Source organism: Bradyrhizobium sp. Ce-3 (assembly GCF_022835695.1).
In the GTDB taxonomy this organism is placed as follows: domain Bacteria; phylum Pseudomonadota; class Alphaproteobacteria; order Rhizobiales; family Xanthobacteraceae; genus Bradyrhizobium.
Genome location: NZ_BQUV01000001.1, coordinates 389,164 through 403,563 on the forward strand (window position 1 = coordinate 389,164; position 14,400 = coordinate 403,563).

15 protein-coding genes are annotated in these 14,400 nt (G+C 64.5%); 10 read left to right on the forward strand and 5 right to left on the reverse strand.

From position 1 onward, the window contains the following. Positions 1 to 221 precede the first annotated feature (221 nt). From BRSPCE3_RS01960 to BRSPCE3_RS01970, 3 genes are all read left to right on the forward strand, one after another. On the forward strand, positions 222 to 1,973 hold the full coding sequence (locus tag BRSPCE3_RS01960; protein ID WP_244063891.1) for an ATP-binding protein: 1,752 nt from the start codon (positions 222 to 224) through the stop codon (positions 1,971 to 1,973). Between the two features lie 97 nt (positions 1,974 to 2,070). Further along, a complete protein-coding gene (locus BRSPCE3_RS01965; protein ID WP_244063892.1) occupies positions 2,071 to 2,649 on the forward strand; it encodes a peroxidase-related enzyme in 579 nt (192 codons plus the stop codon). Between the two features lie 8 nt (positions 2,650 to 2,657). After that, complete coding sequence (locus tag BRSPCE3_RS01970; protein ID WP_244063893.1) at positions 2,658 to 3,170, forward strand: MgtC/SapB family protein; 513 nt, start codon at positions 2,658 to 2,660, stop codon at positions 3,168 to 3,170. Here BRSPCE3_RS01970 and BRSPCE3_RS01975 read toward each other — a convergent pair. Beyond that, complete coding sequence (locus BRSPCE3_RS01975; RefSeq protein WP_223973191.1) at positions 3,131 to 3,757, reverse strand: ParB-like protein; 627 nt, start codon at positions 3,755 to 3,757, stop codon at positions 3,131 to 3,133. The genes BRSPCE3_RS01970 and BRSPCE3_RS01975 overlap by 40 nt on opposite strands. Positions 3,758 to 3,844: 87 nt before the next feature. Here BRSPCE3_RS01975 and BRSPCE3_RS01980 point away from each other — a divergent pair, with 87 nt between their 5' ends. The 7 genes from BRSPCE3_RS01980 (at position 3,845) to BRSPCE3_RS02010 (ending at position 9,572) form a co-directional block, all read left to right on the forward strand. Continuing rightward, entirely contained in the window at positions 3,845 to 4,726 is an 882-nt protein-coding gene (locus tag BRSPCE3_RS01980; protein WP_244063894.1) for an ion channel, read from the forward strand. An 87-nt stretch (positions 4,727 to 4,813) separates the two neighbouring features. Next, complete coding sequence (locus tag BRSPCE3_RS01985; protein ID WP_244064936.1) at positions 4,814 to 5,170, forward strand: hypothetical protein; 357 nt, start codon at positions 4,814 to 4,816, stop codon at positions 5,168 to 5,170. Between the two features lie 181 nt (positions 5,171 to 5,351). Continuing rightward, positions 5,352 to 5,651, forward strand: a complete 300-nt coding sequence (locus BRSPCE3_RS01990; RefSeq protein WP_021081038.1) for an acyl carrier protein — start codon at positions 5,352 to 5,354, stop codon at positions 5,649 to 5,651. Between the two features lie 9 nt (positions 5,652 to 5,660). Then, positions 5,661 to 6,137: a 3-hydroxyacyl-ACP dehydratase FabZ family protein gene (locus BRSPCE3_RS01995; RefSeq protein WP_244063895.1), complete on the forward strand. Its 477-nt coding sequence runs from the start codon at positions 5,661 to 5,663 to the stop codon at positions 6,135 to 6,137. Next, positions 6,130 to 7,314: a beta-ketoacyl-ACP synthase gene (locus BRSPCE3_RS02000; protein WP_244063896.1), complete on the forward strand. Its 1,185-nt coding sequence runs from the start codon at positions 6,130 to 6,132 to the stop codon at positions 7,312 to 7,314. The genes BRSPCE3_RS01995 and BRSPCE3_RS02000 overlap by 8 nt, the downstream gene beginning before the upstream one ends. 27 nt (positions 7,315 to 7,341) lie before the next feature. Further along, positions 7,342 to 8,619, forward strand: coding sequence for a beta-ketoacyl-ACP synthase (locus BRSPCE3_RS02005; protein WP_244063898.1), 1,278 nt, complete (start codon positions 7,342 to 7,344; stop codon positions 8,617 to 8,619). A 17-nt stretch (positions 8,620 to 8,636) separates the two neighbouring features. Continuing rightward, a complete protein-coding gene (locus BRSPCE3_RS02010; protein ID WP_244063900.1) occupies positions 8,637 to 9,572 on the forward strand; it encodes a lipid A biosynthesis lauroyl acyltransferase in 936 nt (311 codons plus the stop codon). Positions 9,573 to 9,693: 121 nt separating this feature from the next. Here BRSPCE3_RS02010 and BRSPCE3_RS02015 read toward each other — a convergent pair whose 3' ends face one another. From BRSPCE3_RS02015 to BRSPCE3_RS02030, 4 genes are all read right to left on the reverse strand, one after another. Further along, positions 9,694 to 10,803: a polyamine ABC transporter substrate-binding protein gene (locus BRSPCE3_RS02015; RefSeq protein ID WP_244063901.1), complete on the reverse strand. Its 1,110-nt coding sequence runs from the start codon at positions 10,801 to 10,803 to the stop codon at positions 9,694 to 9,696. Between the two features lie 6 nt (positions 10,804 to 10,809). Continuing rightward, positions 10,810 to 11,979, reverse strand: a complete 1,170-nt coding sequence (locus BRSPCE3_RS02020) for an aminotransferase (RefSeq protein ID WP_244063903.1) — start codon at positions 11,977 to 11,979, stop codon at positions 10,810 to 10,812. Positions 11,980 to 11,987: 8 nt separating this feature from the next. Further along, a complete protein-coding gene (locus tag BRSPCE3_RS02025; protein WP_016848419.1) occupies positions 11,988 to 12,317 on the reverse strand; it encodes a rhodanese-like domain-containing protein in 330 nt (109 codons plus the stop codon). A 148-nt stretch (positions 12,318 to 12,465) separates the two neighbouring features. Continuing rightward, complete coding sequence (locus BRSPCE3_RS02030; protein ID WP_244063904.1) at positions 12,466 to 14,391, reverse strand: potassium transporter Kup; 1,926 nt, start codon at positions 14,389 to 14,391, stop codon at positions 12,466 to 12,468. Positions 14,392 to 14,400: the final 9 nt, after the last annotated feature.

Below are 14,400 nucleotides of genomic sequence, written 5' to 3' on the forward strand. Positions count from 1 at the left end.
ACGGAAAAACCGCGAAACAATCGCCACTGTGCCGGAAAGCGACGATTTCGCCGCCGATGCGCGCGACACAGCGCAACCTCACGGCACGATAGAAACAAATCGTCACCGGGAAGGTGTAGATTTAGCCGATGCGGAACCCCGGCGATTTAACGGTTTTTCCAATCCCGGGCGGGCATATTGGTCCGGACATTTAGATTTTGAGAACGAGCTAGGCTGGAACTGTGACATCCTTCGGACGTGTGATCTCTGTGCGCGGCTCGCAGGCCCGGGTTGGGCTGCTGGCCGGCGGCCAGATGCAACTCTCAGAAATGCGGGCGACCGTCGGCCGCTTCGTCAGCATCCGCTGCGCGAGCTCGGTCATCGTTGCCATGATCACCGAAGTGTCGTGCGAGCACCTGCCGCCGTCCGACGAGTACATGGCGACCGCCTCGGTCGACCTGCTCGGCGAGATCCTTGGCGGCGACCGCCCGAAATTTCAGCGCGGCGTCACCCACTATCCGACCATCGGCGACAGCACCGACCTGATCACGAACCAGGAGCTGCGCACGGTCTATGCACCGAGCGGCTCGGACCAGATCAATGTCGGGACGCTGCAGCAGGATCGTTCGGTCATCGCCTATGTCGACGTCGAGGAAATGCTCTCCAAGCATTTCGCGGTGCTCGGCTCGACCGGCGTCGGCAAATCCACCGGCGTCTCGCTGCTGCTCAACGAGATCCTGAAGTCGCGGCCCAACCTGCGCATCTTCCTGCTCGACGTGCACAATGAATACGGCCGCTGCTTCGGCGAGCGCGCGCAGGTGCTCAATCCGCGAAACCTGAAGCTGCCGTTCTGGCTGTTCAACTTCGAAGAGATCGTCGACGTGCTGTTCGGCGGCCGGCCCGGCGTGCCCGAAGAGCTCGACATCCTCGCCGAAGTGATCCCCATGGCGAAGGGCATCTACACCCAGTACCAGAACTCCGACCGGGTCGGTCTCGGGCTGAAGCGCGTCGACCCCAAGCAGGTCGGCTACACCGTCGACACGCCGGTGCCGTACCGCCTGGTCGACCTGATCTCGCTGATCGACGAACGCATGGGCAAGCTCGAGAACCGCTCCTCGCGCATCATCTATCACAAGCTGATCTCGCGCATCGACGCAGTGCGCAACGATCCGCGCTACGCCTTCATGTTCGACAATGCCAATGTCGGCGGCGACACCATGGCCGAGGTGATCAGCCATCTGTTCCGCCTGCCCGCCAACGGCAAGCCGATGACCATCATGCAGCTCGCCGGCTTCCCCGCCGAAGTCGTCGATTCCGTGGTGTCGGTCTTGTGCCGCATGGCGTTCGATTTCGGGCTGTGGAGCGACGGCGTCTCGCCGATGCTGTTCGTCTGCGAGGAAGCGCACCGCTACGCCTCCGCCGACCGCAATATCGGCTTCGGACCGACCCGCAAGGCGGTATCGCGGATCGCCAAGGAGGGCCGCAAATACGGCGTCTATCTCGGCCTGATCACGCAGCGGCCGGCCGAGCTCGACGCCACCATCATCTCCCAGTGCAACACGCTGTTTACGATGCGCCTTGCCAACGACCGCGACCAGGCGCTGCTGCGCTCGGCGGTGTCGGACGCCGCCGCCAATTTGCTGTCGTTCGTGCCCTCGCTCGGCACCCGCGAAGTGCTGGCATTCGGCGAAGGCGTCGCGTTGCCGACCCGGCTGCGCTTCAAGGAGGTGCCGCCGCATCAGCTGCCGCGCGGCGAGGCCACCATCGCGACGGTGCCGTCGGTCACCGCCGGCCACGACATGCATTTCGTCAGCGCCGTGCTGGAGCGCTGGCGCGGCGCCACCTCGCATCGCGATTCGCCGAGCGGCGACGCCAATTTCAACGCGCCGGCAGCGGCGCCGCGCACCATGGCGCCCGCCGAGGCGCCGATGCTGCAACCGTCACTGGGCCTCGATCCGGATCGCTTCTCGCTGTTGAAGAAGCCGCTGCGCTAGCCGAATTCTTCAAGGCGCCGAAGCGGCTTGCGCCCAAGGCGTCATCTATTATGGTTTCGCGTGACGCCGCGTCCCCGCGGCATGCCGGAACCATCTCATGACGCAGCCGACCGCAACACGCTTTCCGACGCCCGCTCTCGACAAGCTCCCCGAGGATATCCGCACCCGCATCCTGGCGGTGCAGGAGAAGTCCGGCTTCGTGCCGAACGTATTCCTCACCTTGGCCTATCGCCCGGACGAGTTTCGCGCGTTCTTTGCCTATCACGACGCGCTGATGGAGAAGGACTCCGGCCTCTCCAAGACCGAGCGCGAGATGATCGTGGTGGCGACCAGCGCCGCCAACCAGTGCCAGTATTGCGTGATCGCCCACGGCGCGATCCTGCGCATCCGCGCCAAAAATCCGGAGATCGCCGACCAGATCGCGGTCAACTACCGCAAGGCCGACATCACGCCGCGGCAGCGCGCGATGCTCGATTTTGCCATGAAGGTGAGCCGCGCCGCCGAGGAGGTCGCGGAGACGGACTTCGCCGCGCTTGCCGTCCACGGCTTCAGCGATGACGACGTCTGGGATATTGCCGCGGTCGCGGCATTCTTCGCGCTTTCCAACCGGCTCGCGAACGTCACCGGGATGCGGCCGAACAGCGAGTTCTACACGCTCGGCCGGCAGCCGAAATAGAGGGCGCCTTGACCGACTTGAGCGAGATCATCCTGCGTCTTGGTGCGGCCACGCTCGCCGGTGGCACGATCGGGCTCGACCGCGACCTGCGCGGCAAGCCGATCGGCCTGAAGACGCTCGGTCTCGTCAGCCTCTCGACGGCCACGGTCGTGCTGTTGGCCTTGCATGCGGTCGATCCCGGGAAATTCACCGATGCGGTCAGCCGCGTGATCCAGGGTGTGCTGACCGGGATCGGCTTTCTCGGCGCCGGCGTGATCGTCCGGCGTGGCGACCGCGATCAGGTCCACGGCCTGACCAGCGCCGCATGCGCGTTCTTCGCCGCATGCGTCGGGATCGTCTGCGGCGCCGGACACTGGCCGATCGTCCTCACCGCACTGGTGCTGGCATTCCTGCTGTTGACCTTCGGCAAGCGGACCGAGCGGTGGCTGCACCACGTGCTCGGCGGCAAGGAGGATCAGCACAGGCCGGAGGCCGCGCCCGGTCAGTCGTCGGATGCCGGCCCGCACCAGCCGGGCAAATAGACCGCGCTCGGGCTGCGGCCCAGCGCCAGCCCCTTCTCCAGCGCCTTGTCGAAATTGTTCTCCACCGTCTTGCGCGGGATGTGGCGGCGCAGGAAATCGGCCCACAGGAATTCGCTGAATGGCGTCGTGTCCTTGGCGAAGCCGCCGGCCCGGCGCATCTCGCCGGCGAGGCTGCGGAATGGATCGTCCTTGAGGTCCTTGATCGATTTCGGAATGTCCCTGAAGTGCCGGCGCTCGCCCTTGGAGTCGTAGGGATAGACCCAGCGCTTGTTGTCCATCACGCCCCAGAACACGTCACGCTCGACCATCGTGAGATCGCCGATCACCGTGACCAGGATGTCCTTGACGCCCTCCTCGTGCAGGGCACGCGCCATGTGATGGTGATCGACCACGTAGTAGCGATCGTCGGGACCATGGACCACCGGGATCATGTGCTTGCCGAGCAACTCCGCGCGCTTCTTGTCCGATTTGTGCTCGCGCCAGCGCTTCCGCTTCTCCTTCACCTCATGCATGCCGACCGTCATCTGGGTCGGTCGCAACGACAGGATCGGGACCGGTTTGACGTAAGGCTCGCGCGTATGGGCCATGATTTGCACTCCCGTTTGACCGGCACTCCGGAATGGGTTCCATTATGACATGATGTCAGAGGCAGACGAAAGAGCCGGTTCGGCGACATGGCTTTGAGAGCAAGCGATCGCGTGAAGGCACGCACGGTGCGCCTCGGCAACCGCGAGGTCGTGACCGAAGGGTTGGAGCTTAGTTTCTGGGCAGACATCAGCCACCGTTGCATGACGGCGTCGTGGCCCGCCTTCATCGGCGGTGCAGCATTGGTGTTCGTCGCCTTCAACGCCGTCTTCGCGCTGCTCTACTGGCTCGGCGATCGTCCGATCGCCAACGTGCCCGACGGCCAATACATCGACTACCTCTATTTCAGCATCGAAACACTTTCGACCGCGGGCTACGGCGACATGCACCCGCAGACGCATTACGGACATTTCATCGCCACCATCGAGCTCTTCACCGGCATCTTCTCGATGTCGCTGATGACCGGGCTGATCTTCGCCCGGTTCTCGCGGCCGAGCGCGCGGCTGCTGTTCGCCGACAGTCCCGTGATCTCGAACCATGAGGGCCAGCCGACGCTGATGATCCGGCTCGCCAACGAGCGGCACAACATCATCGCCAATGCCACCGCGCGGCTGTGGCTGTTCAAGAGCGGCGTCAGCAAGGAAGGCATGCCCTATCGCCGGTTCTACGAATTGCCGCTGCTGCGCAGCGAAAGCCCGGCGCTGGCGCTGAGCTGGACCCTGTTTCATGCGATCGACCAGGACAGTCCGCTTCACGGCCTCGACGCCGCGGACCTCGAAGCCGTCAATGCCGGGCTCGGTCTCATCGTCTCGGGCTATGACGACGTTGCAGCGCAAACTGTGCATGCGCGAAAATCGTACGAACATTCCGACATCCGCTTCGGCCATCGCTATGCCGAGATTCTGCAAGCGACCGACGACGGCCGGCTGCGGATCGACTACAGTCGGTTCCACGAGACCCTCGAAGGATAAATACCACCTCTGCGCGCACCAAGATTTTAGGTGTGAAGCGCGGCGAACATGCTAAGTTGCAACGGCGACGCGACCGGACTGACAACAGTGAAGACGCAGCGGCCAATTTCCTCGGATGACGAGCACGTCGTGCTGAAATTCCGGCCGCGCACCTCGGCGCAGCCGCCCGGCAAGCGCGAGGAGTCGCCCCGATCGAGCCGCCCGGCTTCCGTCGCTCCTGTTTCCGTCGCCAACGATCTCTCCCGGTATGAGAAGCCGCGCGAGGAGCCGGACGATTTCCGCCAGCGCATGCTCGCCAACATCGCCGCCTTCGCTTTTACCGTGGCGCTCACTGCGATCGGCATCTGGCTCGCCATGAGCATCGCCGATCTGCGCAAGACCCAGGACTGCGTGCTGATGGGCCGCCGAGATTGCGCGAAGATTACGGTGATGCCGCGTACCTAGACCGGTCGGAACCCTGCCCAAAAACCGTCCTTGCCAGCCCGGCCAAGCTCCATTGAACTAACGGCCCTGCTCCGATATACGGGCACACGACTCCGGCAGCAGCAACAGGGCATTCCGGGGCGACGCGCCCGCCTCCTCCGAGCAGACCCGGAATTACCTTCAATATATCAAAGGCTTAATGATGTCCTCCACATTCGAGCAGATCGCCAACATTATCGCGGAGACCTGCGACATCCCGCGCGATACGATCAAGCCGGAGAGCCATGCGATCGACGATCTGGGGATCGACAGCCTCGACTTCCTCGACATCGCCTTTGCCATCGACAAGGCGTTCGGGATCAAGATGCCGCTCGAGAAGTGGACCCAGGAGGTCAACGACGGCAAGGCCACGACGGAGCAGTACTTCGTGTTGCAGAATCTCGCCGACCGCATCGACGAGCTGGTTGCGGCCAAGAACGCGGGCACGGGCTCGGCCTCGTAATCGCCAGTCATGCAGCTTGAAACTTTTCAGCTGATCGATCGGATCGTCGACCTCAACCTCGACGCCAGGACCATTGTCGTCGAGGCGGATGTCCCGCCGGACAGCCATTCGGTGTTCGCCGGGCACTTCCCGGGCTACCCGATCATGCCCGGCGTGCTGCTCACCGAAGCCATGGCCCAGAGCTCGGGCTGGCTGATCCTCGGTCTGACCAAGTTCGAGCGCATGCCGTTCCTCGCCATGGTCAAGGAAGCCAAGATGCGCGGTTTCGTCAGCCCCGGTTCGACGCTGACGATCGACGCCAAGATCGAACACGAAGGTTCAGGCTTCACCGTGACTTCGGCAAAGGTCCGCGTCGGCAAGGAGCTCAAGTGCAATGCCGAGCTGACCTTCCGTCATATCCCCTTCCCCAGCCCGGACTTGCGTGTGCACATGGATGCGATGGCCGCCAAGATCGGGTTTCCGCAGCAGGCAATGAGTAATGGCTGAGAAGGAAGTCTGGATCACCGGCGTCGGCCTGCTCACCTCGCTCGGCGAGGGGCTGGACGCGCATTGGGAGGCGCTCGGCGAAAGGCGCGTCAATGCCGACGACAAGCGTCTCGCGCCCTACGTGATCCATCCGATCGCCCCCGTCAGCTTCGATGCCCAGATCCCCAAGAAGGGCGATCAGCGTCAGATGGAGACCTGGCAGCGGATCGGCACCTACGCCGCCGGGCTGGCGCTCGATTCCGCCGGCGTCAAAGGCAATCAGGAAATCCTGTCGCGGATGGACATGATCATCGCAGCCGGTGGCGGCGAGCGTGACCTCAATGTCGACCTCGCGATCATGAATGCCGACGCGCAGGGCAAGCTGCCGCCCGCCGTCCTCAACGAAAAGCTGATGAACGAGCTGCGCCCGACGCTGTTCCTGGCGCAGCTCTCCAACCTGCTCGCCGGCAATATCGCGATCGTTCACGGCGTGTGCGGGACCTCGCGCACCTTCATGGGCGAGGAAGCCTCGAGCATCGACGCTGCACGGATCGCGGTCGCGCGCATCGGGGCCGGACAGAGCGACATCGCGCTGGTCGGCGCCGCCCATAATGGCGATCGCGGCGATTTGCTGATGCTCTATTCGTTCGGCGACTTCGCCCTCAAGGATCAATACGCGTCGGTCTGGGCCCGCCGCAACAATCCGGGCTTCGCCATCGGCTCCGCCGGCGCCTTCCTGGTGATGGAATCGCGCGAGCACGCCGAGGCACGCGGTGCCAAGCCGTACGCCAGGCTGACCAAGGTGGTCGCCGATCTCGCCAAGCGCAAAGCGCCCGGCGCCGTGACGAAGTCGCTGCAGTCGATGTGGCCTCAGCTCGGTGTCAGCAACGACAGCGCCATGCTGATCACGGGTGCGACCGGCGCCGAGCCTGCAACGGCCGAGGAGCGCGAATTCCTCGGTCAGCATCCCGGCCTTGCCGTGCGCGCCACCGGTACGACCTTTGGGCACACCATGGAGGCCCAGTTCCCGCTCGGGCTGGCGCTGGCCGCGCTGTCGATTTCCCGCGGCGCACTCTATCCGGCCAACGACCCGACCGGGCTGGAGGTTGAAAAGACCGAAGCGCCAACCCAGATTGTCGTGTTGGGGGTCGGCCACTGGCAGGGCGAAGGCATGGCACTGGTCGAGGCCGTCAAGTAATTCGGCGCAAGCACCGACGGGGACACCATGACAGCACCACGCGATAAATTCGGCCGACCGATCGTCGTCGTGACCGGCATGGGAATCGTGACGTCGCTCGGCGGCGGCAAGGCCGACAATTGGAAGCGCCTCACCGCAGGCGAGTCCGGCATCAAGACCGTGACGCGCTTCCCGCTCGACAGTCTGAAGACGACGATGGCCGGCGCCGTCGATTTCGTCACCGTCGACCCGTTCTCCTCGACCAGCCTCTCGCAGCGTCTGGCGGAGATCGCGACCGAAGAGGCGCTGGAGCAGTCCGGCATCGGCAGCAAGGGCGACTTCCCGGGCCCGCTGTTTCTCGCGGTCGCGCCGATCGAGACCGAGTGGCCGCAGCGGCTCGAGGTCGCGCGCGAGGTTCCGACCAAGGATTTCGGCATCATCGATTATCTGGCGACGTGCAGCGGCGGCAAGTTCGCGCACTTCCACCGGCGCTTCACCTTCGGTTCGGTCGCGCTCAGTCTCGCCGAGACCTTCGGCACCAAGGGGTCGCCGATTTCGCTTTCAACGGCTTGTGCGTCCGGTGCGACCGCGATCCAGCTCGGCGTCGAGGCGATCCGCCGCGGCGAAACCGATGCCACACTGTGCATCGCAACCGACGGCTCGGTGAATCCCGAAGCCCTGGTGCGCTTCTCGCTGCTGTCGGCACTCTCCACCCAGAACGATCCGCCCCAGGGCGCCTCGAAGCCGTTCTCGAAGAACCGCGACGGTTTCGTGATGGCCGAGGGCGCCGGCGCGCTGGTGCTGGAGAGCTACGACGCCGCGATCGCACGCGGCGCACGCATCCTGGGCGTCGTCGCCGGCTGCGGCGAGCTGACCGACTCCTTCCATCGCACCCGCTCCGCCCCCGACGGCAAGCCGGCGATCGGCTGCGTGCGCAAGACGCTTGCTGACGCGGGCATGGAGCCCGAGCAGATCGATCACATCAACGCACACGGCACCTCGACGCCGGAAAACGACAAGATGGAATATCTTGCGACCGCGGCGGTGTTCGGCGAGCACACCAAGAACATTCCGGTGTCATCGAACAAATCGATGGTCGGTCACACCATCTCGGCGGCCGGCGCGGTCGAGGCGATCTTCTCGCTGCTCACGCTCGAGCATCAGCGGATTCCGCCGACGATCAATTACGAGGTGCCCGATCCCGCGATCCCGTTCGACGTGGTCGGCAACAAGGCGCGCGACGCCAAGGTGACCGCCGTGATGTCGAACTCGTTCGGGTTCGGCGGGCAGAACGCTTCGCTGATCCTGACGCGCGAGCCGGCCTAGCGCCCTCGCCTCATCAGATGAAACGCCTGCTCCTTCGCGCCCGCGCGCATCTGCGTGATGCCGCAAAGCCCGTGACCGATGCCGCGATCGGCGGGCTGACGATCGGCCTGCTGCGCACCACGCGCTACTTCGATCCGGAGAAGACCGCACGGTTCTTCGGCCGCGCCGCCCATTTCATCGGCCGCCGGCTGCGTGAGGACCGCATCGGCCGCGAGAACCTCACCGCAGCTTTCCCGGAAAAGTCGCCGCAGGAGATCGAAGAGATCCTGACCGGCGTCTGGCACAACCTCGGACGCATCGGCGCTGAATTCGCGCACATCGACCGCATCTGGGACCACGATCCCCAGAATCCCGACAGGCCGGGTCGCGTCGAATTCTCGGCGCGCAGCAAGCAGCTGTTCGACCAGTTGCGTGACGACGGCAAGCCGGCCTTGTTCTTTGCCGCACATCTCGGCAACTGGGAGCTCTCTCCGATTGCCGCGGCGGCACACGGGCTCAATGCGACGATCCTGTTCCGGCGGCCGAACATCGAAGCCGCCGACCGCGCCATCGAACGCATCCGCGCCGTCAATCTGGGCACGCTGGTGCCGGCCGGCCGCGACGCACCGCTCAAGCTGGCACAGGCGCTGAAGAACGGCCAGCACGTCGCGATGCTGGTCGACCAGTATTTGACCAACGGCGTTCCCGTCACCTTCTTCGGCCGCAAGACCACCGCGAACCCGCTGCTGGCACGCCTGCGCCGGCAGATCGATTGCCCGATCCACGGCACCCGGATCATCCGCCTGCCCGACGGCCGCTTCCGCGGCGAGGTCACCGAGGAAGTGCAGCCGGTGTTCGACGCATCCGGCGAGATCGACGTCCAGGGCACGACGCAGGCGATCACCGACATCGTCGAAGGCTGGGTCCGCGAGTATCCGGATCAATGGCTCTGGCTGCACCGGCGCTGGCGGTAGGCTGGCAGCAGCCTCACCTCGTCATTGCGAGCGAAGCGAAGCAATCCATCTCGCCAGTTGCGGAGCCATGGATTGCTTCGTCGCTGACGCTCCTCGCAATGACGGCATTTGCAACGAGACATCACTTCCCGGTCTTCACCCTCGTCCACAGCCGGTTGATGATCCGCTGCGTCGCCGGATCGCGCGCCGTGATCACGAACAGCTTCTTCTGCATCGCCTCGTCCGGATAGATGTTCTTGTCGTTGAAGATCTTCGGATCGATCAGCTTCTGGCTCGCCAGATTGCCGTTGGCGTAGGACAGGAAGTTCGAATTCTTCGCCGCGACCTCGGGACGGTAGAGATAGTTGATCAGCTCATAGGCCTCGGCGACATTCTTGGCGTCCGCAGGGATCGCGAGATTGTCGAAGAACATCTGCGCGCCCTCCTTCGGGATCGTGTAGCCGATCTCGACGCCGGTGTTGGCTTCCGCCGCCCGGCTGCGCGCCTGCATGATGTCGCCAGACCATCCGACCACGAAGCAGATCTCGCCCGAGGCCAGCGCGCTGAGATATTCGGACGAATGGAATTTGCGCACATAGGGCCGGATCTTGGTGACGAGATCGGCGGCCTTCTCGAGGTCGGCCTGCTTGGTCGAATTCGGATCGAGGCCGAGATAGCTCAGCGCCGCCGGCAGGATGTCATCGGCGGAATCCAGCATGTGGATGCCGCAATCCTTGAATTTGGCGAGGTTCTCCGGCTTGAACACCATGTCCCAGCTGTCGATCTTCGCGTCGGGCCCGAGAATCTTCTCCGCCATCTTGACGTTGTAGCCGATACCGGTGGTGCCCCACATGTAGTTGGCGCCGTAATTATTGCCGGGATCGTAGGTCGCGAGCTGCCCCGTCACGACGGGCCAAGCATTGGCGAGGTTCGGCAGCTTCGACTTGTCGAGCTTCAGGAACACCTTTGCGGTGATCTGGCGCTGCAGGAAATAGCCGGTCGGCACCACGACGTCGTAGCCGGACTTGCCGGCGAGCAGCCGCGTCTCCAGCGTCTCATTGGCGTCGAACGTGTCGTAGACCACCTTGATGCCGGTTTCCTTGGTGAAGTCCTCGAGGACATCCGGCGCCATGTAGTTCGACCAGTTGTAGAAGTTGACCGTTCGTTCCTCGGCGCCGGCGGAGGCCGAGAGCAGCAGGACCGTCGCGATCGCGCCGACGAAGTTGACGAGACGACGGTTCTGCCCTCGCATTCTGGTCTACCTCTTGCGGCGGTGGACGGCGTCCGACAATCGCTCCAGCGCGGTGTCGAGCGTCGAGTCCTTCTTGGCGAAACAAAAACGCACGACCGACGTCACCGCATCCTGCTCGTAGAAGGCCGACACCGGAATAGCCGCAACCTTGTAATCCTGCACAATTCTCCAGCAGAACTCCGCATCGGTCTCGTTGAGGCCGAGCGGCGACAGGTCGACGGTGAGGAAGTAGGTGCCCTGCGACTTCAGCACCGGAAAGCCGATGCTCTCGAGCCCCTTGGTGAGGCGGTCGCGGCTGCGCGCCATGTCCTTGCGCATGTCGAAGAAATAATCGTCCGGCTTGCCGAGGCCGTAGGCGACGGCGGCTTGCAGGTTCGGCGCGGTCGTGAAGGTGAGGAACTGGTGCACCTTCGCCGCCACGCGCAGCAGCGGCGGCGCAGCGCAGACGAAACCGATCTTCCATCCGGTCAGCGAGAAGATCTTGCCGGCGCTGCCGACCTTGATGGTGCGATCGCGCATGCCCGGGATCGTGATCAGCGGGATGTGCTCGCGGCCGTCGAACGTGACGTGCTCCCAGACCTCGTCGCAGATCGCGACCACGTCGAACTCCTGGCAGTACCGCGCCAGCAGTTCGAGGTCCTCGCGCGGATAAACCACGGCGGCAGGGTTGAGCGGATTGTTGAACAGCACCGCCTTGGTCTTGTGATTGAAGACGCTGCGCAGCATCTCCTCGTTCAGCCGCCACTCCGGCGGCTCGAGCCGCAACAGCCGCGGGATGCCGCCGGCCTGGCGAATGATCGGCAGGTAGGAATCGTAGACCGGCTGGAAGCACACCACCTCATCGCCGGGCTCGACCACAGACAGGATCGAGGAGGTCAGCGCCTCGGTGCCGCCGGAGGTGACCATCACCTCGGTCATCGGATCGAGCTTGAGGCCGTGCCAGTGGCCGTAATGCGATGCGATCGCCTGACGAAGCTCGGGAATGCCCATCATCGACGGATACTGGTTGTAGCCGTTGATGGAGGCGTCCGCGGCGGCGCGGCGGATATCCTCCGGTCCGGGATCGTCGGGAAAGCCCTGTCCGAGATTGATGGCGGCATTGTCGCGCGCAGCCTGCGACATCGCCTCGAAAATGGTGACGGGAAGGTCCGCGAAGACCTTGTTCATGGAGGTCATGTCAGGGATCAGCCGCCGGTCTTGGTCGGCAGTCCAGCCGCCTTCCAGCCGATGATGCCGCCTGCCAGATGCTTGTCGTAGGGCAGGCCCGCCGCCTGGGCGGCCAGCGAGGCCGTCACCGAGCGCTTGCCGGAGCGGCAGGCAAACACCACCTGCTTGCCCTGTGGATCGGGAATCGCAGCGGGATCGAAGGTCGACAGCGGCACCACGACGCCGTCGGGATAGGCCTCGACTGCGACCTCATTGGGTTCACGGACGTCGACCAGGAGATAGCGGCCTTCGGCTATGCCCTTCGACACCTCGTCCGGAAACAAATCTTCCACCTTGTGGTCCGCCACGGAAACATCCTCCCGATATCAGCTTGGCGAGCGTCGTGCGGCTCGCAGGTCCGGGCCGCAAAGTCGCCTCTCGCGGAGAGAAAATCAAGCGCCCGAAACGGGTTAGATGCCGCGCAGAAATGCTGGATCGCGATCCTGGATCGTGACCCTAGATCGTGACCTGCGTGCCGACCTCGACCACCCGCCCGGTCGGGATCTGGAAATAGTCGGTGGCGTCGTTCGACGAGCGGCTCAATGCGATGAACAGATGGTCCTGCCAGCTCGGCATGCCCGAATGCGCCGCCGGCTTCAGCGCACGGCGGGACAGAAAGAATGAGGTCGACATGATGTCGAACTGCCAGCCGAGCTTGCGGGCGATCGCCAGCGTCTTCGGCACGTTAGGCTGTTCCATGAAGCCGAATTTCAGCGTCACCTTGGCGAAGGTCTCGCTCAGCTGCTCCATCCGCACCCGCTCGGACGGATCGATGCGCGGCGTCGGCGCGGTCTCGATGGTCAGGATGACGTTCTTCTCGTGCAGCACCTTGTAGTGCTTGAGGCTGTGCATCAGCGCGGTCGGCGCGCTGACGGGGTCGCTGGTCAGGAACACCGCGGTGCCGGAGACGCGCTGCGGCGGCCGCTTCTCCAGCATCGCGACGAGATCGGCGAGCGGAAATTCCAGCTTGCGCGACTTCTCGAACAGCAGCCGGCTGCCGCGCCGCCAGGTGTACATCACCACGATCATGGCGCCGCCGAGCGCCAGCGGCACCCAGCCGCCCTCGAACACCTTGAGCAGGTTGGCGGCGAGGAAGATGATGTCGAGGAACAGGAATGGCGCGACCAGCGCGGCGGCGGCGATCGGCGACCAGCGCCAGACCTTCCAGATCACCACGAAGCCCATCATCGCCGTCACCACCATGGTGCCGGTCACCGAGATGCCGTAGGCCGACGCCAGCGCGCTCGACGAGCGGAACATCAGCACCAGCACGATGACCGCGATGAACAGGAGGCGGTTGATCCGCGGCATGTAGATCTGCCCGGAATGTGCTTCCGAGGTGTGGCGGATCTCGAACCGCGGCATCAGGCCGAGCTGGATCGCCTGCCGGGTCAGGGAATAGGCGCCGGTGATGACGGCCTGGCTCGCGATCACGGTCGCCATGGTCGCAAGCGCAACCATCGGGATCAGCGCCCAGTCTGGGAACATCAAGAAGAACGGGTTCTCAATGCCCTTGGGATCGCCGATCAGAAGCGCGCCCTGCCCCAGATAGTTGAGCGCCAGCGACGGCAGCACGATGGACATCCAGGCAGCCTGGATCGGACGCTTGCCGAAATGGCCGAGATCGGCATAGAGCGCCTCGGCACCGGTCACGGCGAGGAACACGGCACCGAGGGTGATGAAGCCGATCACGCCGTGATGCAGCATGAACGACACCGCGAGGAACGGATTGAGCGCGTACAGCACCTCGGGATGCCGCACGATCTGCGGCAGCGCCGCGATCGCGATCACGGCGAACCAGACGCACATCACCGGCCCGAAGAACGCCGCGACACGCGCGGTGCCGCGCGACTGCACCGCGAATAGCACGACGAGGATGATCACCGTGAGCGGGACGACATAGGGATCGAAAGTCGAGGTGACGAGCTTGATGCCTTCGATCGCCGACAGCACCGAGAGCGCCGGCGTGATGACGGCATCGCCGTAGAACAGCGCGCCGCTGATGATGCCGAGCAACACGATCGCGGCGCCGCCCTTGGTGGCCACGCGCTGCGCCAGCGCCATCAGCGCCAGCGTCCCGCCCTCGCCATTGTTGTCGGCGCGCAGCAGGATCACGACGTATTTCAGCGTGACGACGACGATCAACGCCCACAGGATCAGCGAAACGACGCCGAGTACCGCATGCGTCGTCACACCGCCCTCGCCGCCGGCAGCCGCGATCACGGCTTCGCGCAGCGCATACAGCGGGCTGGTGCCGATATCGCCATAGACCACGCCGATGCTGCCGAGCATCAGCGCCTTGAAGGTGGCGGTGGAATGCGCCTCGCCATGGCCGTTTGCCGCCGGCGCTTCCGCCGCGGTGATCGCACTCTCGGATGACATGGGAAGCTG